This is a genomic window from Crossiella sp. S99.2 (assembly GCF_023094165.1).
In the GTDB taxonomy this organism is placed as follows: Bacteria; Actinomycetota; Actinomycetes; order Mycobacteriales; family Pseudonocardiaceae; genus Crossiella.
In genome coordinates this window covers 120,350-141,116 of record NZ_JALMDK010000002.1, presented here as the reverse complement: position 1 = coordinate 141,116, position 20,767 = coordinate 120,350, and the positions used below count along the sequence as shown (strand labels likewise).

Genomic DNA, 20,767 nt, shown 5'->3' with positions numbered 1-20,767 from the left:
TAGGGTTCTCCCGTGGCACGCGGTCTGCTCCTTCGCTGCCGCGACGGGGTCTGACCAGACCGGCCCCCCGTCGCGGAGTTCTGGCTGCGTTGTTCGCGCCGGTCTCTCCCCCGGTTAGCAGGAGCCACCACATCCCATGAGCACCAACTCTGACGCGTTCATCTCCGCCGCCAGCCGGATCCGGCCGCCCGCGCGACCCGCGCCCGCCGGTCAGCCCTCGTGGAACGCCCAGCTCGGCAGCTCGATGCCGATCCACCGGTACAAGCCCTTCCACGAGTTCGTCGAGCCGGTCACGCTGCCCGACCGCACCTGGCCGGACCAGCGCATCGAGACCGCCCCGCTGTGGTGCGCGGTCGACCTGCGCGACGGCAACCAGGCGCTGATCGACCCGATGTCGCCCGCGCGCAAGCGGCGCATGTTCGACCTGCTGGTGCGCATGGGCTACAAGGAGATCGAGGTCGGTTTCCCGGCGGCCAGCCAGACCGACTTCGACTTCGTGCGGGAGATCATCGAGGACGGGGCGATCCCGGCCGATGTCTCCATCCAGGTGCTGACCCAGTGCCGCCCCGAGCTGATCGAGCGCACCTTCGCCAGCCTGGAGGGCGCGCCCAAGGCGATCGTGCACATCTACAACTCGACCTCGGTGCTGCAGCGCCGGGTGGTGTTCCGGCAGGAGCGAGCCGGGATCAAGAAGATCGCCACCGACGGCGCCGAGCTGGTGCTGGCCTACGCGGAGAAGAACACCGACACCGAGTTCCGGTTCGAGTACTCCCCCGAGTCCTACACCGGCACCGAGCTGGCCTACGCGGTCGAGGTCTGCAACGCGGTCACCGACATCTGGCAGCCCACCCCGGACCGCCCGGCGATCATCAACCTGCCCGCCACGGTCGAGATGGCCACGCCCAACGTCTACGCCGACTCGATCGAGTGGATGCACCGCAACCTGACCCGCCGGGACTCGGTGCTGCTGTCCCTGCACCCGCACAACGACCGGGGCACCGCGGTGGCCGCCGCCGAACTGGGCTACCAGGCAGGCGCGGACCGGATCGAGGGCTGTCTGTTCGGCAACGGCGAGCGCACCGGCAACGTGTGCCTGGTGACCCTGGGCATGAACCTGTTCGGCCAGGGCATCGACCCGCAGATCGACTTCTCCGACATCGACGAGATCCGGCGCACGGTCGAGTACTGCAACCAGCTGCCGGTGCCCGAGCGGCACCCCTACGGCGGCGACCTGGTCTACACCGCGTTCTCCGGCAGCCACCAGGACGCGATCAAGAAGGGCTTCGAGGCGATGGAGGCCGACGCCTCGGCCGCAGGCGTCGAGGTGGACCAGTTCCGCTGGGAGGTCCCCTACCTGCCGATCGACCCGAAGGACGTGGGCCGCAGCTACGAGGCGGTCATCCGGGTCAACTCGCAGTCCGGCAAGGGCGGCGTGGCCTACGTGATGAAGTCCGAGCACCACCTGGACCTGCCGCGCCGGCTGCAGATCGAGTTCTCCCGGCTCGTCCAGGAGGTCACCGACACCGAGGGCGGCGAGGTCTCGCCCAAGGAGATCTGGGACGTCTTCACCACCGAGTACCTGGACAAGAAGGCACCGCTGGCGCTGCTGCGGCACCGGCTCACCGACGACGGCTCGGGCAACGAGGACATCGAGGCCACCGTCATCGTCGACGGCGACACCCAGGTGATCAGCGGCCGCGGCAACGGCCCGATCGCGGCCTTCGTGGACGCGCTGACCACCATCGGCTACGACGTGCGGGTGCTGGACTACGCCGAGCACGCGCTCTCCGCCGGTGACGACGCCCGCGCCGCCTCCTACCTGGAATGCGCCGTGGGCGGCCGGGTGCTCTGGGGCGTCGGGGTGGACGGTTCGACCGTGGTCGCCTCGCTCAAGGCCATCGTCTCCGCGATCAACCGCGCCTACCGCTGACCTGCGCTTCCATGCCGCCGGGCACCCCTGTTCACCGGGGTGTCCGGCGGTTTCGCGCAGGTGGCCCGGGTCTCACCGATTTGACCCGGCGGGGCGGGGCGCGACACCATCGACCGCTCAGTGCCACGGCTGGCGCCAGCTGAAGAGTCACTGAAGGACCGGCCGCGGCCGGAGCCACGACCGTGTTCCCTACGTTGGGCGAGATGTGAACCTCACCGCTGTGCCTGAGCTGCTGCTGCTGGCGACCTTCCTGGTCGCGGTCGTTCCGCTGGCGCCGACCGAGGCGTTCGTCATCAGCGCCGGACTGCTCGCCGCCAACGGACAGCTCTCGCTGCCGGTGGTCATCCTGGTCACCGCGGTCGGTTGCCTGATCTCAGACCTGATCAACTTCCGGATCGGCTACCGGTTCGGCCCGCCCGCGCTGGACCGCTTCGAGCGGCGCAAGGGCGGCACGCCCACCGCGGTGCGCTGGGTGCGCGCCCGGCTGGCGCAGCACGGCGAGCCGGTGCTGGTCGCGGCCAGGTTCGTGCCCGGCGGCGGGATCGCGGGCGCGATGCTGGCCGGCACCTTCCGGATGGGTCCGCGCCGGTTCACCGTGGCCGCGGTGATCGGCTCCGCGCTGTGGGCCACCTACGCCTCGCTGCTGGGCTACACCGGCGGCAAGCTGACCTCCGACCCGGTGCTCGGCCTGCTGCTGTCCATCGCGCTGGCCGCGGTGCTCAGCCTGATGGTGGCGCTGCTGGTCCGGCGGGCCCAGCGCCGCGCGGACGAGGCCGACCGGCTCGAACGCGAGGCGCTGGAAGCCCTGCTCGCCTCCTAGTCCCGGTTGGTGGCCAAGACCTTGAGCCGGTCATAGGTGCCGTTGAACAGGTTCTGGTCGCCGGGGAAGACGCCGGAATCCGCGTGCTGCCAGATCGTGTGGTACTGCCAGCGCTGCGGCAACGGCCCTGGCGAGCCGCTGTAGTTGGCGATGAACAGCGGGCTGACCTGGCTGTAGTCGGTCAGGTTGCCGGTGCACTGGTTCCACCAGTTGGTGGCCGTGTAGATCACCGGCCAGCGCCCGGTCCGGGACCGGTAGGTGTGCACGAAATCGCTGATCCAGGTCACCATCGCACGCTGGCCGACGCCGTAGCAGGTGTCCCCGCCGTAGGGGTTGTACTCGATGTCCAGCACCCCCGGCAGCGTCCGGCCATCCGGTGACCAGCCGCCGCCGTTGTCCACGAAGTAGTTCGCCTGGGTGGCGCCGCTGGTCAGGTTGGGCGCGGCGAAGTGGTACGCGCCGCGGATCATGCCCACGTCGTACGAGCCGCCGTACTGCTGGTTGAAGTACGGGTTGCGGTAGGTGGTGCTCTCGGTGGCCTTGACGTAGGCGAAGCGGGCCCCGTTCGCCCAGGCCCTGGCCCAGTCGACGTTGCCCTGCCAGCTGCTGACGTCCATGCCGGGCACCGTGGCCGCGGCGTCGAAGGTGGCCGGCCGGGCGGAGCGGCCCTCGTGTTTGGCGATCTGCGAGCCCATGGCGTGGTTGCCGGGTTCGGCCTGGGCCGGCAGGCCTGAGCCCAGGGTGACGACGGTCGCGAGCAGGGCGACCAAGGTGGTGCGCAGGGGTGTGGTCATGTCCGGAGTGTGGGAGCGGCTCCCAGTGCCCGGACATGCTTTTCAGCCTGGCCCGAAAGACTCAGATCTCATCGCCGGGGTGCTGCCCGTACTGCTGGATCCGCGGCGTCACCTCGGCCAGCTCCGCGGCGAAGAGCGTGCGCGCGGTGATCCCGGTGCCCAGCACCCGCAGCGCGACCTCGCACAGCCACTCCAGGTAGGCGGCCCGGCGGAAGGCGTGCGCCAGGGTGCCGGCCACCGTCACCGCGCCGTGGTTGCCCAGCAGGCAGGCCGAGGAGCCGCCGAGCGCGGTCACCGTGGCCGCGGCCAGTTCCGGGCTGCCGTAGGGCGCGTACGGCGCCACCCGCACCGCACCGCCGAAGATGCCCAGGTAGTAGTGGATCGGCGGGATCTCCTCGACCAGGCAGCTCAGCGCGGTCGCGGCCACCGAGTGGGTGTGCACGACCGCCCGCGCGGCACCGGCCGCGTAGATCGCCTGGTGCATGGGGAGTTCGCTGGTCGGGGCCAGTTCCGCCTCGACCGCCCGGCCGTCCAGCCGGTGCAGGCCGACCTGTTCGGGGGTGAGCTGGTCGTAGTCGACCCCGCTGGGGGTCACCAGGACAAGATCGTCCACGCGCAGGCTGACGTTGCCCGCCGTGCCGACGACCAGTCGTTGTTCGACCAGTCGCCGGCACGTCGTCACGACTGCCTCGCGCTGCGCCTGATATCGCACGGGAACCAGGGTGACAGAACCTAGGGCCCGAGCACCTCAGTGACCGAGGCAGGCCCGGTCAGCGCGGTGTCCGGCGAGATGCCGTCATCGGCCTGCACCAGGATCGGCTCGACCTCGTGCGGCCGGATCCGTCCCGCCTTGATGTCCTCGGCGTAGTGGCAGGCCACCCGGTGTCCCGGCGCGATCTCGCGCAGTACCGGCCGTTCGGTGTCGCAGCGCTTGGCCTGCCGCCACGGGCACCGGGTGTGGAACCGGCAGCCGGTGGGCGGGTTGGCCGGTGAGGGCAGGTCGCCCGCCAGCAGGATGCGCTCGCGGCGGTCCTCCAGCAGCGGGTCCGGCACCGGCACCGCGGACAGCAGCGCCCGGGTGTAGGGGTGCAGCGGATCCGCGTAGAGGGTGTCCGAACCGGCCTCCTCGACCAGTCCGCCCAGGTACATCACGCCGACCCGGTCGGAGATGTGCCGGACCACAGCCAGGTCGTGCGCGATCACCAGGTAGGTCAGGCCGAGCTGTTCCTGCAGGTCCTCCAGCAGGTTGACCACCTGGGCCTGCACCGAGACGTCCAGTGCGGACACCGGCTCGTCGGCCACGATCAGGTCCGGCTGCACGGTCAGCGCGCGAGCGATGCCGATCCGCTGCCGCTGGCCGCCGGAGAACTCGTGCGGGTACTTGCGCAGGGCCGTGCTGGGCAGGCCGACCGAGGTCAGCAGCTCCCGCAGGCGCTTGCCGGTCTCCGCCTTGCCCTTGTCCAGATCGTGCGCGCGCAGGCCCTCCACCAGGATGGACTCCACCGACTGGCGCGGGTCCAGCGAGGACAACGGGTCCTGGAAGATCATCTGGATCCGGCGGCGCATCTTGCGCAGCGGCTCGCCCTTGAGCGAGGACAGGTCCACGCCGTCGAAGACCACCTTGCCCGCGGTGGGCGGGGTGAGCTTGAGCAGCGCCCGCCCGAAGGTGGACTTGCCGCAGCCGGACTCGCCGACCAGGCCGTAGGTCTCGCCGCGGCGCACCGACAGGTCGATGCCGTCCACCGCGTAGACGTAGCCGACCGTGCGGTCCAGGATCACCCCGCGCTTGATCGGGAAGTGGACCTTGAGTCCCTCCACCGTGACCAGCGCGTCGTCCACAGTGGACACTCCGGTGGCGGTCTCTGCCGGGGCGGTCATGCCGGTACCTCCTGCTGGACCGGGTTGTGGCAGCGCAGCAACCGATCCGCCTCGGACTCCATCGCCGGGGTCACCTCGACACAGGTGTCCAGCGCGTTCGGGCAGCGCGGCGCGAAGGCGCACGCGTGCGTCCACGGGATGTTGTCGGCCACCGAACCGCGGATCGGCACCAGCTTCTCCCCGCGCGGGGCGTCCAGCCGGGGGATCGAGGCCAGCAGCCCGTGCGTGTACGGGTGCTTGGGCGTGGCGAACAGCTCGTGCCGCCGCCCGCGCTCGACCACCCGGCCGCCGTAGAGCACGTTGACCTCGTCGCACAGCCCGGCCACCACGCCGAGATCGTGCGTGATCATGATCAGCGCGGTCTCGGTGTCCTGCACGAGTTCCTTGAGCAGGGCCAGGATCTGCGCCTGGATGGTGACATCCAGCGCGGTGGTCGGCTCGTCCGCGATCAGCAGCCGGGGACGGCAGGCCAGCGCCATCGCGATCAGCGCGCGCTGCCGCATGCCGCCGGAGAGCTGGTGCGGGTACTCGGTCAGCCGCCGGGTCGGGTCCGGGATGCCGACCTTGTCCAACAGGTCCTTGGCCTCGACCATCGCCTGCTTGCGTTGCATGCCGCGGTGCCGCTCCAGCACCTCGGTGACCTGGATGCCGATCGGGATCACCGGGTTCAGCGAGGACAGCGGGTCCTGGAATACCATGCCCAGGTCCCGGCCGCGCCGATCGCGCATCTGCTTGTCGGACAACGACAACAGCTCGGTGTCCTCGAACTTCACCGAACCGCTGACCTTGGCCCCGCGCTTGGGCAGCAGGCCCATGATGGCCAGCGAGGTCACCGACTTGCCGCAGCCGGACTCGCCGACCAGCCCGACCGTCTGGCCGGGCGCCACGTCGAAACTGACCCCGTCGACCGCGGCGAACGGTTCCTCGCCGTGTCGCTGGAAGACCACGCTGAGGTCACGAACCTCAAGCAGCGCCATGGGGATTCACCGCCTGTTCTTGGGATCGAGGGCATCGCGCAGCGACTCGCCCATCAGGGTGAAGCCGAGCGCGACCACGACGATGCAGCCGGCAGGCCAGAACGCCAGCCCCGGGTGACTGTCGATCACCGTCTGGGAGCCGCCGAGCATCTGGCCCCACTCCGGGATGTTGTCATCGGGGTTGCCAAGGCCGAGGAAGGACAGCGCCGCCGCGTCGATGATGGCCACCGCCAGCACCAGGGTGGACTGCACGATCACCGGGCCGAGCGAGTTGGGCAGCATGTGCCGGAACACGATGGCGGCCGGTTTCACGCCCAGCGCCCGCGCGGCCAGCACGTGGTCGCTGTGTCGTTGCGCCAGCATCGAACCGCGCAGCAATCGGGCGAAGATGGGTATCTGCACGATCGCCACCGCGAGGATCACGGTGAATTGGTTGGCCTGGGTGAACAACAGGCCGATGGAGACCGCCAGCAGCAGGCTGGGGATGGACAGCATGACGTCCACCGCGCGCATGACCAGCGAGTCCACCCAGCCGCCCAGCGCACCGGCCAGCGTGCCCATGATCAGGCCGCCGATCAGGCCGATCACCGTGGCCAGCACGCCGACCAGCAGGGTCTGCTGGGAACCGACCAGCAACCGGGAGAAGAAGTCCCGGCCCTGCAGGTCACCGCCCAGCAGGTGGCCGGGCTGGGCCGGCGGGATCTCGTTGCGCGCCTTGATGACCTGGTCAGCCAGCATGCGCGCGGCCGGGTCGTGCGGGGCGAGCAGCGGGGCCAGCAACGCGATCAGCACGAACAGCAGGATGATCACGGCGCCGGTCAGGAAGACCGGGTTGCGGCGCAGCCGCCGCCAAGCGCTGGCGGCCAGGCTGACGCCGGTGTCCACCTGCGTCTCCGCGGTGGAGGACGCCAGATCGTCGATCTTGGTCTTGCTTGGCATGTCCCCTCCTCTCAGCGGGTCCGCACGCGCGGGTCGATCAGCGCGTACGAGAGGTCGACGAGCAGGTTGACGAACACGTAGACCATGGCGGCCACGATGATCAGCACCTGGAGCACCGGGTAGTCCCGGCGCTCGAAGCCCAGTGCCAGCGCCTCGCCGAGGCCGGGGAAGGAGAAGACCTTCTCGGTCAGCACCGCCCCCGCCAGCAACGCGCCGGTCTGCAGGCCGATCGTGGTGACCACCGGCAGCATCGCGTTGCGCAGCACGTGCCTGCGCCGCACCACCTGGGTGGTCAGGCCCTTGGACTCGGCGGTCCGCACGTAGTCCTCGTCGAGCACGTCCAGCACCGCCGCCCTGGTGATCCGGAAGATCACCGCGAACGGGATGGTGGCCAGCGCCAGCGAGGGCAGGATCAGGTGCTCGAGTGAGTTCCAGACCGCGTCCCACTCACCGGTGATGATCCCGTCGAAGACGTAGAACCCGGTGACGCGGGTGGCGCTGATGTCGTCCTGCCGCCCGGCCGAGGGCAGCCACTGCAGCTCGACCGCGAAGATGTGCTTGAGCACGAAGGCGAGGAAGAAGACCGGCACGGCCACGCCGATGAGCGAGCCGATGACGCCGACGTTGTCGAACCAGCGGCCGCGCCGCCGGGCCGCGAGGTAGCCGAGCGGGATGCCTGCCGCGATCGCGAGCACGATCGCGCAGAAGCTCAGCTCCAGCGTGGCCGGGAAACGTTCCAGGAAGAGGTCGACGGCCGTGGTGCCCGGCTGCACGCCGAGCGAGGTGCCGAAGTCACCCGAGAGGGCGCGACCGAGGAACTTGAAGTACTGCACGTAGATCGGCTGGTCCAGCCCCAGCAACGCGGTGAGCTCCCGCCGCGACTCCTCGGTGCCGCGCTCCCCCAGGAGGGCCGAGACCGGCCCTCCTGGAAGTGAACGCAGCCAGGCGAAGAGCAGCAGCGAGAGCACACCGACGACGAGGACGAGCTGGAGGAGCCGCCGCACGGTGTAGCGGAGCACCTGTCAGATCCTGTTTCGTGGTGGGAGTAGCAGCTCAGCCCTTGGTAGTGGGGCTGAACTCCTCGGCGGTCAGCGGGCTGGGCGTCAGGTTCTTGATGTCCTTCTTGAGCACGAACGCGGGCGGGGAGTGCGAGAGCGGGACCGCGGGCAGGTACTCCTCCACGATCTGGCGGTTCAGCTCCTGGTAGAGCTTCTCGCGCTCGGCCTTGTCCGGGGTCACATCCGCCGCGTCCAGCCGCTTGGCCAGGTCCTCGCCCCACGGGGAGGACTTGGTGTAGAAGCGGTTCTCCGCGTTGCCGAAGAAGGTGCCGATCCAGTTCGCCGCGGCGCTCTGGTCGCCGGTCCAGCCGAGCAGGAACAGGTCCGCCTTGGCCTGGTCGACCTCGGTCAGGTAACCGCCGTTCCACGGCTTGGTGACCACGTTCAGCTTGATGCCCACGTTGCGCAGGTCAGCCGCGATCGCGCCGAAGATGTCCTGCGGGTTCGGCATGTACGGCCGGGTGACCTCGCTGGGCCACCAGAAGTTGACCTCGAGGTTGCTCGCGCCCGCCTCGGCCAGCAGTGCCTTGGCCTTGTCGGGGCTGTACTCGATCGGCTTCACGTTCGGGTTGTAGCCCTGGACGATCTTGGGCATGAACTGGGTGGCGACCGTGGCGGTCTCCGGCAGCTGCGACTTGACCAGCTGCTCCCGGTTGATCGCCATCGAGATGGCCTTGCGCACCCGGAAGTCCTGCAGCTTCGCGTTGTTCTTCTGCGTGATGCCCAGGTACATGACGTTGAACGCGTCCCGCGGCACGACCTGGAAGCCGTCGCTCTTCAGCTTGGCCCAGTCGGCGGGCGCCGGGTAGTCGTAGCCGTCGATGTCGCCGCTCTGCAGCGCCTGCTTGCGCGCGGTCTCGTCGGCGATGACCTTGAAGTTCAGCTTGTCCAGCTTGGCCTTGTCACCGTGGTAGCCGTCGAAGCGGCCCAGCTCGATGAGGTTGTTCGTCGTGTCGTAGTTGACGAACTTGAACGGGCCGGTGCCGGTCGGCTGCTTCAGCGCGTACTCGGGGAAGACGAAGCTCTCACCCTGCGCGACCACGTTGTCCGCGTTGTACTTCTTCATCGCGGTCGGGCTCTGCATGGAGAAGGACGGCAGGCCGAGCACGTCAGGGAACTTCGAGGACGCGCCGGTCAGCTCGACCACGATGTTCTGCGCGTCCTTGACGGTGCAGGACTTGAACAGCGAGGGCTTGGCGCCGTCGGCGAAGCCGCCGAAGTTGTCCACCCAGTACTCGGAGACCGAGCTGGACTGCCCGGCGCCCTTCTGGTTGTACCAGCGGTTGAAGTTGAAGCAGGCCGCCTCGGCGTTGAAGTCGGTGCCGTCGTGGAACTTCACGCCCTGCTTGAGGGTGAAGGTCCAGGACTTGCCGTCCGGGCTGGACTCCCACTTGGTGGCCAGCTCGGGTCCGGCCTCGGCCGAGCCCAGCTTGAAGCCGACCAGGCCCTCGAAGACCTGCCGGGAAATACGGAACGTGGCACCGTCGGTGGCGTAGAACGGGTCGAACAACTTCGGCTTGCCTTCGGCGCCGAAAGTCATGGTCCCGCCGGTCTTGCCCCCCTGGTTGCCCGGGTCCCGCTGGGACTGCGCGCACGCAGCCAGGGACAGGGCGGTGATACTGGCGACGCCGACAATGGTCAGCTTGCGCAGCGTCGACCCCCGTGTCATGTCAATCTTGGGCATCTCGCGCACCTCATGGGTCCGATGTCACATGGTGTGGTCGCCGACACTAACCCGTCCATGTGGCCCTACCGACAATGCGAAGGTCACGATACGGCCACGTCAGCCGTCATCAGGTCGGGTGAATTCTACGGAGTTTTACGAGGGTTTCACCCGATCTTGCGGTGACCGTCCGCGTTCACCCGGAGATCCGCGCGTTCGCGCGTGTCGTCCACACCGAACCACCCCCGTTCGAAGCGCTGCCAGCGGAGCAGTGGGTTACGGCACATGTCGCCATCTCTGGTCACCGCGCGTTCCAGTCGCCGGCCGGGATCGGCCAGCTCGACCCAGACCAGCGCGGACAACAGCGGGGCAAGGCTGCGACGGCCGGTGGAGACGCCCTCCAGCAGCAGGATCTCCGGCGCCGGCAAGGTGATCCACTCGCCGGGGTGCGGGTGGCCGCCGGTCCACGCGGTGCGCTGGTAGCGGCCGGATTCGCCACGGCGCAACGGTTCCAGCACGCCGTCGACCAGCCGCGGCCACCAGGCGACCGGATCGTCCCAGGTGGCGAATTCATCGGAGCGGACCAGCGCGGTGTGGTGGTCACGCTCGCGCAGCACAGCGGCCAGCGCGTCGGCCAGGGTGGATTTGCCGGAGCCGGAGGGACCGTCAATAGCGAGCAGCCGGACCGCGCCCAGCCGCGGTGGCGCGGCCAGCAGCAGCCCGGCTGCCTGCTCGATTTCTGCTCCGTGCACTACATCGCGCGGCGGCCGGAGAGCGCGCGGCCCAGGGTCAGCTCGTCGGCGAACTCCAGGTCACCGCCCATCGGCAACCCAGAGGCGAGCCGGGTGACGGTGAGACCGGGGAAATCACGCAGCATCCGCACCAGGTAGGTGGCGGTGGCCTCGCCCTCGGTGTTCGGGTCGGTCGCGATGATCACCTCGGCGACCTGCACCCCGCCCTCGTCGCCGCCGATCCGGCGCAGCAGCTCCCGGATGCGCAACTGGTCCGGACCGATGCCGGACAACGGGTCCAGCGCGCCGCCGAGCACGTGGTAGCGGCCCTTGAACTCCCGGGTGCGCTCCACCGCGAGCACGTCCTTGGGCTCCTCGACCACGCACACCAGGCTGACATCGCGCCGGGAGTCCTTGCAGATGCGGCAGGTCGTCTCCTCAGAAACGTTGCCGCAGATCTCGCAGAACTGCACGCCCTCCTTGACCTTCTGCAGCACCTCCTGCAGCCGCGAGATGTCCGCGGGCTCGGCGGCGAGCAGGTGGAAGGCGATCCGCTGGGCGCTCTTCGGCCCGACCCCGGGCAGCCGCCCGAGTTCGTCGATCAGGTCCTGTACCGGTCCTTCGTACACAGCCGTCCTGTTCCGGCTACAGACCGCCGGGCAGGCCGAGGCCGCCCAGGTCCAGTCCGCCGCCGAGTCCACCGGCCAGCGGGCCCATCTTCTGCGCGGTCAGCTCGGCCACCGCGCGGTTGGCATCGCGCACCGCGGCCACCACCAGGTCGGCCAGGGTCTCGGTGTCCTCGGGGTCGACCACCTTGGGGTCGATGGTGAGCGCCTTCAGCTCGCCGGTGCCCGCGACGGTGGCCTGGACCAGGCCGCCACCGGCGGTGCCGGTCACCTCGGCCTCGGCAAGCTCCTGCTGGGCAGTCATGAGCTGCTCCTGCATGCGCTGCGCCTGCTCCATGATCTGCTGCATGTTCGGCTGGCCGGGTAGCACGGGGGCTCCTCTCGCTGCGCGGGCCGTCACCCGCGCCGTTCCTGGCGTGGTGACCAGGGTAGCCGCGCGGTGTCTGGCACCTTGGGGGGTGTGCACCGTGCCTCCCTGATGACTCCGCTGGCCCTGGCGCTGGCCGTGACCGCCCTGGTCGCCTGCGGCAACGGCGAACCAGCCGCCACCTCCGGCACCACTCCCGCCACGAGCACGGAGGCCACCACCCCACCGGAATCCAGCACCCCGGCAGCCCCGCCGAGCAGCGCGCCGCCGCCGAGTTCCGCCAGCGAGCAGCCGCCACCACCGGCCAAGGGCAAGGTCGTGGTGCTCGACCCCGGCCACAACGGCGGCAACAGCAAGAACCCGGCGGTGATCAACAAGCCGGTGCCGGCCGGGCGGGGCAAGGGAAAGCCGTGCAACACCACCGGCACCCAGACCAACGCCGGCTACACCGAACACGCCTTCACCTGGGACGTGGCCAACCGGGTCAGGAACGCGCTGACCGCCAAGGGCGTGCGGGTGGAGCTGACCCGCCCCAACGACACCGGCGTGGGCCCGTGCGTGAACGAGCGGGCCGAGATCGGCAACCGGGCCAACGCGGACGCGGTGGTCTCCATCCACTCCGACGGCTCCACCACCGCGGGCCACCACGGCTTCCACATCATCTACTCGAACCCGCCGCTGAACCCGGCCCAGGGCACGCCGTCGGCGAAGCTGGCCGGCGCGGTCCGGGACGCCATGCGGGACGGCGGCATCCCGCTGTCCAACTACACCGGCAAGGCCGGGCTGAACGGCCGCGACGACATCGCGGGCCTGAACCTGTCCACCCGCCCGGCGATCATGGTCGAGTGCGCGAACATGCGCGACGCCACCGAGGCCGCGCTGGCCGCCAGCCCCGAGGGCAGGCAGAAGTACGCCAGCGCGATCGCCGAGGGCCTGCTGCGGTACCTGGCCTAGCCCTTCTCGATCCGCCGGGCCCCGAGGTGCTGGGTGACCAGCGCGATGGTGCTTTCCTCGTGGTTGTTGCGGATCACCACCGACTCGTCCAGCGCGGTGGACTCGGCGATCATCGTCTCGGTGTCCTCCGGCTCATCGGGCTCCGGCGGCAACGGGATGTCCGGCTCCGGCAACGGGGCCGGGGCGGGCGCGGGCGCCGGGGCGGGCTCGGCCACCGGCCGGTTGCCCTGGCTGGGCCGGGTCAGCGGCTGCTTGGGCTGGGCCGGGCGGGCGGCGCCGTTGCCACCGCTGGGCGCGGCGGGCGCGGCGTCGCCGTGCACGCAGGTGACCCGCCAGCGACCGCCGACCACGCTGGTCAGCGCCTCGGCGATGACCTCGGCGTTGCGGCTGTCGGAGAGCCTGCGGGCCAACGGTTCGGCGGTGTGGGTGAGCACCACGGTCTCACCGTCCACCGACTGCACGGTGGCGTTGGTCAGCATCGCCTCGGTGCTGCGGCTCTTGCCGCGCACGGCGGCGAGCAGCTCGGACCAGACCCGCCGGAGCGCGGCGGCGTCCAGCCCACCGGCGGCCACCGTCGGCGCCGCGGCCGGCACACCAGGCTGGGCCGCGGGCGGGGCGCTGTCCTGCGTTTCCGCGGAATGCGTTGCGGGCCAAGAAGCAGCGGGCGGTTCAGCCGGAGCGGCGGGCCGCTGGGCCGGCGCCTCGGCCGGCGGCGGCGCGCTGGGCGCCGCGGCGGCGGGCGGCTGAGCCGGACGCTGCTGGGCGGGCGGGGCCTGGGCGGGCGACTCGGCGGCCGGGGCCTCCGGCTGCCGCGAGCGCCGCTGGAAGGTCGGCCGGTCCCCCGCGGGCGCCCCCGCGGCCTGCACCGCCGGAGCTGGCACAGCCGGAGCCTGCGCGGCCGGGGCCTGGGCGACCGCGGCCGGCAGTCCGGCCTCCGCCGCCGAGACCGGTGCGACGACCGTGGCCCGAAGTTCCAGTCGCTCAAGTCGTTGCAGCAGCGCGGATTCGGCGTCGGAGACCGAGGGCAGCAACATCCGCGCGCAGAGCAGTTCCAGCACCAGCCGGGGCGCGGTGGCCCCGCGCATCTCGGTCAGCCCGGTGTGCACGATCTCGGCGAACCGGGTCAACGTGCCCGGCCCGAGCCGCTCGACCTGCGCCGACATCCGGGTGAGCTGTTCCTCGGGCACGTCGATCAGCCCGCGCTGGGCGGCCTCGGGCAACGCGGCCAGCAGCACCAGGTCACGCAGCCGGTCCAGCAGGTCGGCGGCGAAGCGGCGCGGATCGTGCCCGGCCTCGACCAGCCGGTCGATGACGCCGAACACCTCGGCCCCGTCGCCCGCGGCCAGCGCGTCCACCGCGTCGTCGATCAGCGCCACATCGGTGACCCCGAGCAGCGCGATCGCCCGGTCGTAGGTGACCCCACCCGGCCCGGCCCCGGCCAGCAACTGGTCCAGCACCGACTGGGTGTCCCGCGCCGACCCGCCACCGGCCCTGATGACCAGCGGGAACACCGCGGGCTCCACCGAGACGCCCTCGGCGACGCAGTTGCGCTCGATCAGCGCGCGCATCGCCCCCGGCGGGATCAGCCGGAACGGGTAGTGGTGCGTGCGGGAGCGGATGGTGCCGAGCACCTTCTCCGGCTCGGTGGTGGCGAAGATGAAGATCAGGTGTTCCGGCGGCTCCTCCACGATCTTCAGCAGGGCGTTGAAGCCCTGCGTGGTGACCATGTGCGCCTCATCGATGATGAATACCCGGTAGCGCGATTCGGCGGGCGCGTAGAAGGCCCGGTCGCGCAGCTCACGGGTGTCGTCCACACCACCGTGACTGGCCGCGTCCAGCTCGACCACGTCCACGCTGCCGGCCCCCTCCGGCGCGAGGTTCACGCAGGAGTTGCACACCCCGCACGGGTCAGGTGTCGGCCCGCGCTCGCAGTTCAGCGAGCGGGCCATGATCCGGGCGGAGGAGGTCTTGCCACAGCCACGCGGGCCGGAGAACAGGTACGCGTGGTTGACCCGGCCTGCGGCCAGCGCGGTACGCAGCGGCTCGGTGACATGCTCCTGCCCGACAACCTCGGCGAAGGTCGCCGGACGGTACTTGCGGTAAAGGGCGAGTGCCACGGGTCGAGACCTTACCGGCCCCCACCGACAGCTCCGCCGCGGCGGCCAACGGCCGCCAGCGGCCACAGCGGCCCCAACACCGACCAGCGCGACCACGCTGGTTCGGCACCGGCCGCACCGTGGGGGTCCGGGGGCTCGGCCCCCGGGTCAACACAAGGAATTCTGCGAAGGCCAAAGGCCGAGCAGACAAAAAGGGGACCTCACGCACCCGCCAGAGCCCGCTTATCCTTGCTGCCTTCCGGCCCTGGGGAGGTTCACAGGATGGACGCCGCATGAGGTCCATGGACAGTGTAGCGGGTCAGTTGGGCCGCGCGCCCACGGTGTCCCGAATCTGGGCGCCCAGGCCCGAAGCCCCACTTCGGGCGCAGTGCGCGCAGCAGAAGAACCGGCCCTCGACCTCCACCCCGTGCCCGATCACCCGGCAGCCGCAGTGCTCGCAGTGGGGCGCCAGCCGCTGGATGGCGCACTCGAACGAGTCGAAGGTGTGCACGCCGCCGCCGACCGTGCGGACCTCGAAGGACATCCAGTAGTCGTTGCCACACACGTCACAGTTCGCCATGCGCGCAGCTTCCCCCCGCCACTGGGCACCGGCAATTGGAGTGCCCGAAGGAGTGAACCCGCGCAGACTGGCCAGGTGCTGCGACCGGTGATCGAACTCGACGACCTGAGCTTCCTGCCGATCTCCGGCAGCCTGACCCCGGCCGAGCTGGACCAGGTGCTCACCCGGATGGCCGGCTACCTCGACGACGAGGCCGATCCGCTGACCGCGCTGCTGGACTCCGACGGGATCGTGGTCGCCGGCGGCCTGCTGGTCACCGACCCGGCCACCGGCGCGGTGATCGAGCCGAGCTGCTGCTGCGGACTGGAGGCATGGACGGACTGGGCCGCCGTGCTCACCGGCCACAAGGCCAACCTGGGCCACTCCCCGGACTCCTGGGCCGAACTGCGCGACGGCGTGGTCCAGGTGCACGTGGACCGCGACCCGGCCCCGGCCCGCATCGACCTGCCCGCCGCGGCACTGCCCGCCCTGCTGCTGGCGGTGCAGCGTGACCTGACCGATTTCCTCGGCCTGGTGCCGAACTGGGCGCCGCCGGAGCGGGCCGACGAGCTGGTGCGCTTGCTGGATCAGGAGCTGCGGATCACCGAGCCACTGGGGTTGCCCGGCTGATCCGCACCCGCACGTCGGTGGAGATCCGGTGCGCGGACTCGATGGCCTTCTCGATCCTGGCCACCGCGTCCCCGAGCCGGTCGGCCACCTCGGGTGAGTTGATCGAGGCCCGGTTGACCTCCACGTGCACCGAGGCCGAGGCCAGCGCCGCCCCCGCCGAGGAGGCGGACACGGCCAGGTCGGAGAGCACCGTGGCGTTGGACCGCCCGATGATCCGCTCGACCAGCTCCAGCACCCGGGAGGCCACCTCCGCGGTGCGCACCGGCACCGCCGCGGCCATCACCAGCGCGCCCTGGATGGCCGCGCTGCGCGTCATCCGGTCGTGCTCGGAGTCCTTGGGCAGCTTGTACGCCTCGGTCACCGCGGTGAAGGCGCGCGCGTCCGCGTCGGCCAGCTCCACCGCCTGCCGCCGCAGCTCCGTCGCCTCCTCGCACACCCGCCGGACCAGCGACTCGTGCTCGGCGTAGTTCGGCCGCCCCACGGTGAAGTTGCAGACCATCTCCACCAGCGCCGCCGCCATCGCCGCGTGCATCGCGGCCGCCGCACCCCCTCCGGGCGCGGGCCCGGCCGAAGCCAGCCGGGACAACCAGTCCTCAACCTGTTCGGTGCGCAACCCGGGCACTCCTCCTGCCTGACCCCAGTCAACCGGACGGATGCAGTCGATCACCCCATCGGGCGTAAGGGCAATGGGGGGTTCTCCTCATGTCTACGAGTGGTCACTGTCCTGCCCTGACCGGCCAACGGCAGCGGCCCCGGACGTTCGTGACGTCCGGGGCCGCTGGCCTGAGCGGAGGATGGGGGATTTGAACCCCCGAGGGTTTTATCCCAACACGATTTCCAATCGTGCGCACTAGGCCACTATGCGAATCCTCCGTCGAGAACCTTACTCCAGCCAGGTTTGACCAGCCAAAACGGCAGGTCAGCGGGTCGCGGACGGGCCGGTTCTAGACTCGGGCGGTGGAGATCAGCGAGTTGCAGGCGATGGTGGCCCAGTTCGTGGCCGAGCGGGACTGGGATCGGTTCCACACGCCGAAGAACCTGGCCATGGCGCTGGTCGGCGAGGTGGGCGAGCTGGCGGAGATCTTCCAGTGGCTCACCGAGGACGAGGCGTGGCAGGTGATGAGCCGGGAAGAGCAGGCCGAGCGGGTCCGGCACGAACTGGCCGACGTGCTGTCCTACCTGCTGCGGCTGGCCACCGTGCTGGACGTGGACCTGGTGGCGGCGATGCGGGAGAAGGGCGCGGTGAACGCGGCCCGCTACCCGGTGGAGCTGGTCAAGGGGCGCAGCGAGCTGACCAAGTACACCCGGCTGCCCGGGGTCAGTCCGGGGCCCGCAGCGCAAGACTGATCGAGAGCACCACCAGCACGGTGCCGACCAGGGCGCCGCCCACGATCCACCAGCCGGGCAGGCCGGTCGCGGTCGCGCACAGCAGCAGGCCGAAGCCGAAGCCGGCGACCAGGCCCGCGCTGAACACGGTGCGCTCGCCCAGGCAGCGGCGGATCGCGGGCAGGTAGCGGATCAGCAGCACCAGCAACCAGGCCAGGCCCGCGGCGCACACCGCGAGCCCGGCCAGGTCGATCGCGGTCGGGATGGGGCGGTGCGGGCCGAACTCGATCAGCGTGCCCTCGACCACCATGGGTCCGTCCAGCGGCGCCGCGATGACCAGCACCCCCAGCAGGACCAGCAGTCCGGCGACGCCGAGCTGAGCCCGCACCCGCATCCGATTCCCTCCCCGCTCACTTCTTCGGTTGCAGACAATCGATCAGGTCCTCCAGCGCGTCGACCAGTGGCAGGCCGGTGCGCGGGCGGAACCGGACCAGCTGCGGATCGTGGTCGCTGGCCTGCTCGTGGAACTCGGCGTTGATGTGCACCACGTCGTAGTCCACCCGCCGGTCCAGTTTGCGGTTGACCAGGATGTGGTCCAGCGTCTGCGAATTGCCGTCGAAGACGTAGCTGTAGCGCTCGCCGGGCGGCAGGTCGTTCATGGGCGCGTGCAGCGCCGGACCGTTGAGCAGGGTGGTCAGCGTCGGGGAGAACAGGAAGTCGTTGAGGTCGCCCGCGACGACCAGGTTGGCGTCCTTGTCCACCGCGCGCAGCGAGTCGACGAAACCACGCAACAGCACGGCCTGCTTGACCCGCTGCAGCTCCGAACTCCGGTTCGGCTCCTGGATCCGGCCGTGCAGCGGCTGGTCCCCGCCCTTGGAGGCGAAGTGGTTGGCCACCACGAACACGGTGCGCGCCAACGGTCCTCGGGCCGGGAAGCGGAACTCGCCGACCAGCGGCTTGCGGCTGTTCGCCCACGCCCCGTCAGCCGGTTCGATCCGGCCAGGTGAGACCGACAGCGCCGCCCTGCCGTGCTGTTTGACCACCTTGACCGGGGTGTTCGCGTCCCCACCCGGACAGTCCACAAAGGACACCCGGGCCGGGTTGAACAGGAAGCCGACCCGGATGTTGCCGCCGGGCTGGCCGCCGTCCTGGTCGTCGTTGGGGTTGATCTGCCGCCACTCGTACTTCGGCCCACCGGCCGCGGCGATCACCTCGGTGAACTTCTTCAGCGTGGCATCGGCCGAGACCACGGCGTCGTTGGCCGGACCGTTGTCGTCCTGGATCTCCTCCAGCACAACGACATCCGGGCTGGCCAGGTGCCGGACGACGCCGTTGGCCAGCGCCTCGAACTTGGCCTGCGGGTCGGCGGGCGAGAGGTTCTCCACGTTGTAGGTGGCCACCGCCAGCTCGTGCTCACGCTGCTTGCGGGTGACCTCACGAGGCAGGTTCCCGGCGAGGTGCTCGCCGAGCGCGCTGGCCTGCAGCACGTAACCGCCGAACCGGCTGTAGTCCAGCGGCCCCTCGGTGACGCCCTTGAGCTGGTCGCCCACGTTGGCCTTGGGGAAGGGCCGCTGCGCGAAGGGCAGCAACGACTCGACCTTGATCCGGCCGGTGTTGGCGTCGGTGTAGGAGGGGTACACGGTGCCGCCGCGCATGGTGCTGTTCTGCGCGGGCTTGCTGGTGACCCACAACGCGTTGAAGCCGTCGGTGGCGCCGACCACCCTGGCGTCCTGCACCCGCAGCCGCATGCCCTCCCGGGATTCCAGGAAGTCCAGCGCGTACCTGGCCGGCTCCAGCGGCAGCGCCTCGATGCTGCCGCCGGGGGTGGCGGTCAGCGCGGCGGGCACAGTGTCCGGCCGGAGGATTTCCGCTTCCGGCAACGGTTTCCCGCTGCCACGCACGGTCCAGCTGGCCTTGGTGAGCTGGGTGACCGACTGGTTCGGCGTGCTGCGCGGGTCCTCGCCGCCTGCGGTCGGGTAGAACTCGGTGACAGTGCCGGTGACCAGCACGTCGTCGCCGACGGCCACCGCCGGGGTGATCGAGCCGTTGTGCACGAACAGGCCCTCGCTGGTGCGCGGATCGCCGTCCGGACTCGGGTCCTGCACCCAGAACCCACGCGCGGAACCGAACGAGCGCACCGCGGTGACCACGCCGGGCACCTGCACCGGCTTGTCCCGCAACGGCGAGACCCGGGTGTTGCCCTGCACCTGGTGGATCCGCGCGGCCTGCGGCTGCGGACCGGGCTCACCCCCGCCGGGGCCCTCGCCCTTGCTGTTGACCGGCGTCGGCTCGCCGACGGCGAAGTCCGCGGCGTTGTCGTCGGTGTCGGTCAGCGCGGTCCTGGCGGCCGAGGTGGCGTTCGCGGTGGCGGCAGTCGGGTTGTTCTCCCTGACCACGGCGTTGCCGTAGCCGATCAGGTCCCGGATCCGGGCGTCCGCGGCGCAGTCGGCCGCGGTCAGGCAGGTCAGCGCCTCGGTGCCGTGCACCAGCGCGACCGTGCCCGCGGCTCCGCCCAGCGCCAGGGTGCCGGTGGCGTCGGCGGCGGGCAGCGCGGTGGTCCCGCCCGCGCCCTTGGCCTGGGCCACCAGGTACCGCTTGCCGGCGGCGATCGACCCGGTCAGCGGGGTCGCCTGCCAGCGGGAAGTGGGCGAGGGCGTGGCGGTCAGGTACTGCACGCTCCAGCCGGTCAACTCGACCGGCGCGGTGGCGGGGTTGGCCAGCTCGATGAAGTCATGCGTCAGGACGGCCCCGGTGTTGCCACCCCCGCCGTAGACCTCGGCGATCAGCGCATCGGGTGACGGCGCGGCAAGGGCGCCTGCGGGCAGCGCCGCGGCCACGCACGAGGCGGCCAGCAGCGGAAATAAGACTCGGCGGCGGTAGCTCATCCGAAGCTCTTGTCCTCCCGGTCGGGGTCGGGAGGAGGAATCTTTCCCTGAACGGGTGAACTTTGGTAGGCGTTCGCCTAACGATTGCCGCAGGTCATCCGCATGCGGCAGCCCGGACATAAAGCGAGGGCCGGTCCCTCTGGGGAACCGGCCCTCGCGGAGCGGTGGCGGTGGGATTTGAACCCACGGAGGGCTTGCACCCTCACACGCTTTCGAGGCGTGCTCCTTCGGCCGCTCGGACACGCCACCGCCGAGAACAATACCGAAGGGCCACCAGAAACCCGAAATCGGGTTCAGTAAGGCGCTGACCTGCTACTTCTGGAACTTGTCCTTGACGTCCTGGACGGCCTCGGCGGCCTTGTCCCGCACGTCGTGCGCGGTCTCCTTGACCTCACCGGAGAGCTGGTCGCGCTTGCCCGCGGCCTCCAGCTCCTCGTTGCCGGTGAGCTGGCCGATCTTCTCCTTGGCCTGGCCGACCAACTGCTCAGCCTTGTCCTTGGCCTTGTCGAACACGCTCATGGGGGCTCCCTTCGA

At 70.4% G+C, this 20,767-nt stretch carries 21 protein-coding genes, 2 tRNA genes and 1 other RNA gene; 5 read left to right on the top strand and 19 right to left on the bottom strand.

Going from position 1 to position 20,767, the window contains the following annotated elements; all coding sequences use genetic code 11:
• Positions 1 to 136: 136 nt before the first annotated feature.
• On the top strand, positions 137 to 1,930 hold the full coding sequence (leuA, locus tag MZC64_RS07075) for a 2-isopropylmalate synthase (RefSeq protein ID WP_247761084.1): 1,794 nt from the start codon (positions 137 to 139) through the stop codon (positions 1,928 to 1,930).
• A 220-nt stretch (positions 1,931 to 2,150) separates the two neighbouring features.
• Positions 2,151 to 2,750 carry a DedA family protein gene (locus tag MZC64_RS07070; RefSeq protein WP_247761083.1) on the top strand — a complete coding sequence of 200 codons (600 nt, stop codon included), beginning with the start codon at positions 2,151 to 2,153 and terminating at the stop codon, positions 2,748 to 2,750.
• Here the strand turns inward: MZC64_RS07070 and MZC64_RS07065 are convergent.
• The 10 genes from MZC64_RS07065 to MZC64_RS07020 all read right to left on the bottom strand — a co-directional run bounded on the left by MZC64_RS07065 (position 2,747) and on the right by MZC64_RS07020 (position 11,765).
• The gene (locus MZC64_RS07065) at positions 2,747 to 3,544 is read right to left on the bottom strand and encodes a lysozyme (protein ID WP_247761082.1); all 798 of its coding nucleotides are present in this window, start codon (positions 3,542 to 3,544) and stop codon (positions 2,747 to 2,749) included. The two genes, MZC64_RS07070 and MZC64_RS07065, sit on opposite strands and share 4 nt — an antisense overlap.
• Positions 3,545 to 3,605: 61 nt before the next feature.
• Complete coding sequence (locus tag MZC64_RS07060; protein ID WP_247761081.1) at positions 3,606 to 4,256, bottom strand: class II aldolase/adducin family protein; 651 nt, start codon at positions 4,254 to 4,256, stop codon at positions 3,606 to 3,608.
• Positions 4,257 to 4,276: 20 nt separating this feature from the next.
• The gene (locus MZC64_RS07055) at positions 4,277 to 5,422 is read right to left on the bottom strand and encodes an ABC transporter ATP-binding protein (protein ID WP_247761080.1); all 1,146 of its coding nucleotides are present in this window, start codon (positions 5,420 to 5,422) and stop codon (positions 4,277 to 4,279) included.
• Positions 5,419 to 6,399 (bottom strand): ABC transporter ATP-binding protein, encoded by a 981-nt coding sequence (locus MZC64_RS07050; protein WP_247761079.1) that lies wholly within the window; start codon positions 6,397 to 6,399, stop codon positions 5,419 to 5,421. Before MZC64_RS07050 ends, MZC64_RS07055 begins: the two co-directional genes overlap by 4 nt.
• 6 nt (positions 6,400 to 6,405) lie before the next feature.
• Positions 6,406 to 7,338 carry an ABC transporter permease gene (locus tag MZC64_RS07045; RefSeq protein ID WP_247761078.1) on the bottom strand — a complete coding sequence of 311 codons (933 nt, stop codon included), beginning with the start codon at positions 7,336 to 7,338 and terminating at the stop codon, positions 6,406 to 6,408.
• Between the two features lie 11 nt (positions 7,339 to 7,349).
• A complete protein-coding gene (locus MZC64_RS07040; RefSeq protein WP_247761077.1) occupies positions 7,350 to 8,357 on the bottom strand; it encodes an ABC transporter permease in 1,008 nt (335 codons plus the stop codon).
• A 34-nt stretch (positions 8,358 to 8,391) separates the two neighbouring features.
• Positions 8,392 to 10,080 carry an ABC transporter substrate-binding protein gene (locus tag MZC64_RS07035; RefSeq protein ID WP_247761076.1) on the bottom strand — a complete coding sequence of 563 codons (1,689 nt, stop codon included), beginning with the start codon at positions 10,078 to 10,080 and terminating at the stop codon, positions 8,392 to 8,394.
• A gap of 146 nt (positions 10,081 to 10,226) precedes the next feature.
• The gene (locus tag MZC64_RS07030; RefSeq protein WP_247761075.1) at positions 10,227 to 10,811 is read right to left on the bottom strand and encodes a (d)CMP kinase; all 585 of its coding nucleotides are present in this window, start codon (positions 10,809 to 10,811) and stop codon (positions 10,227 to 10,229) included.
• A complete protein-coding gene (gene recR, locus MZC64_RS07025) occupies positions 10,811 to 11,419 on the bottom strand; it encodes a recombination mediator RecR (protein ID WP_247761074.1) in 609 nt (202 codons plus the stop codon). Before recR ends, MZC64_RS07030 begins: the two co-directional genes overlap by 1 nt.
• 16 nt (positions 11,420 to 11,435) lie before the next feature.
• Positions 11,436 to 11,765: a YbaB/EbfC family nucleoid-associated protein gene (locus MZC64_RS07020; RefSeq protein ID WP_247761638.1), complete on the bottom strand. Its 330-nt coding sequence runs from the start codon at positions 11,763 to 11,765 to the stop codon at positions 11,436 to 11,438.
• 129 nt (positions 11,766 to 11,894) lie between these two features.
• Between MZC64_RS07020 and MZC64_RS07015 the strand changes: the two genes are divergently transcribed.
• Complete coding sequence (locus tag MZC64_RS07015; RefSeq protein ID WP_247761637.1) at positions 11,895 to 12,737, top strand: N-acetylmuramoyl-L-alanine amidase; 843 nt, start codon at positions 11,895 to 11,897, stop codon at positions 12,735 to 12,737.
• Here the strand turns inward: MZC64_RS07015 and MZC64_RS07010 are convergent.
• The 3 genes from MZC64_RS07010 to MZC64_RS07000 form a co-directional block, all read right to left on the bottom strand.
• Entirely contained in the window at positions 12,734 to 14,854 is a 2,121-nt protein-coding gene (locus MZC64_RS07010) for a DNA polymerase III subunit gamma and tau (protein WP_247761073.1), read from the bottom strand. The two genes, MZC64_RS07015 and MZC64_RS07010, sit on opposite strands and share 4 nt — an antisense overlap.
• Before the next feature lie 189 nt (positions 14,855 to 15,043).
• An RNA gene (ffs, locus tag MZC64_RS07005) (signal recognition particle sRNA small type) lies at positions 15,044 to 15,138 on the bottom strand.
• 14 nt (positions 15,139 to 15,152) lie between these two features.
• Positions 15,153 to 15,413, bottom strand: a complete 261-nt coding sequence (locus MZC64_RS07000) for a Prokaryotic metallothionein (protein WP_247761072.1) — start codon at positions 15,411 to 15,413, stop codon at positions 15,153 to 15,155.
• 75 nt (positions 15,414 to 15,488) lie between these two features.
• Here MZC64_RS07000 and MZC64_RS06995 point away from each other — a divergent pair, with 75 nt between their 5' ends.
• Complete coding sequence (locus tag MZC64_RS06995) at positions 15,489 to 16,022, top strand: hypothetical protein (protein ID WP_247761071.1); 534 nt, start codon at positions 15,489 to 15,491, stop codon at positions 16,020 to 16,022.
• Here the strand turns inward: MZC64_RS06995 and MZC64_RS06990 are convergent.
• On the bottom strand, positions 15,994 to 16,635 hold the full coding sequence (locus MZC64_RS06990) for a cyclodeaminase/cyclohydrolase family protein (RefSeq protein WP_247761070.1): 642 nt from the start codon (positions 16,633 to 16,635) through the stop codon (positions 15,994 to 15,996). The two genes, MZC64_RS06995 and MZC64_RS06990, sit on opposite strands and share 29 nt — an antisense overlap.
• Positions 16,636 to 16,810: 175 nt before the next feature.
• A tRNA-Ser gene (locus tag MZC64_RS06985) sits at positions 16,811 to 16,895 on the bottom strand.
• A gap of 84 nt (positions 16,896 to 16,979) precedes the next feature.
• On the opposite strand from MZC64_RS06985, the gene MZC64_RS06980 reads away from it, so the two are divergent.
• Positions 16,980 to 17,369, top strand: coding sequence for a nucleotide pyrophosphohydrolase (locus MZC64_RS06980; protein WP_247761069.1), 390 nt, complete (start codon positions 16,980 to 16,982; stop codon positions 17,367 to 17,369).
• Here MZC64_RS06980 and MZC64_RS06975 read toward each other — a convergent pair.
• The 4 genes from MZC64_RS06975 to MZC64_RS06960 all read right to left on the bottom strand — a co-directional run bounded on the left by MZC64_RS06975 (position 17,341) and on the right by MZC64_RS06960 (position 20,752).
• The gene (locus MZC64_RS06975; protein ID WP_247761068.1) at positions 17,341 to 17,742 is read right to left on the bottom strand and encodes a hypothetical protein; all 402 of its coding nucleotides are present in this window, start codon (positions 17,740 to 17,742) and stop codon (positions 17,341 to 17,343) included. The two genes, MZC64_RS06980 and MZC64_RS06975, sit on opposite strands and share 29 nt — an antisense overlap.
• A 16-nt stretch (positions 17,743 to 17,758) precedes the next feature.
• On the bottom strand, positions 17,759 to 20,233 hold the full coding sequence (locus MZC64_RS06970) for an endonuclease/exonuclease/phosphatase family protein (RefSeq protein WP_247761067.1): 2,475 nt from the start codon (positions 20,231 to 20,233) through the stop codon (positions 17,759 to 17,761).
• A gap of 162 nt (positions 20,234 to 20,395) precedes the next feature.
• A tRNA-Ser gene (locus MZC64_RS06965) sits at positions 20,396 to 20,482 on the bottom strand.
• Between the two features lie 63 nt (positions 20,483 to 20,545).
• Positions 20,546 to 20,752, bottom strand: a complete 207-nt coding sequence (locus MZC64_RS06960; protein WP_247761066.1) for a CsbD family protein — start codon at positions 20,750 to 20,752, stop codon at positions 20,546 to 20,548.
• Positions 20,753 to 20,767: the final 15 nt, after the last annotated feature.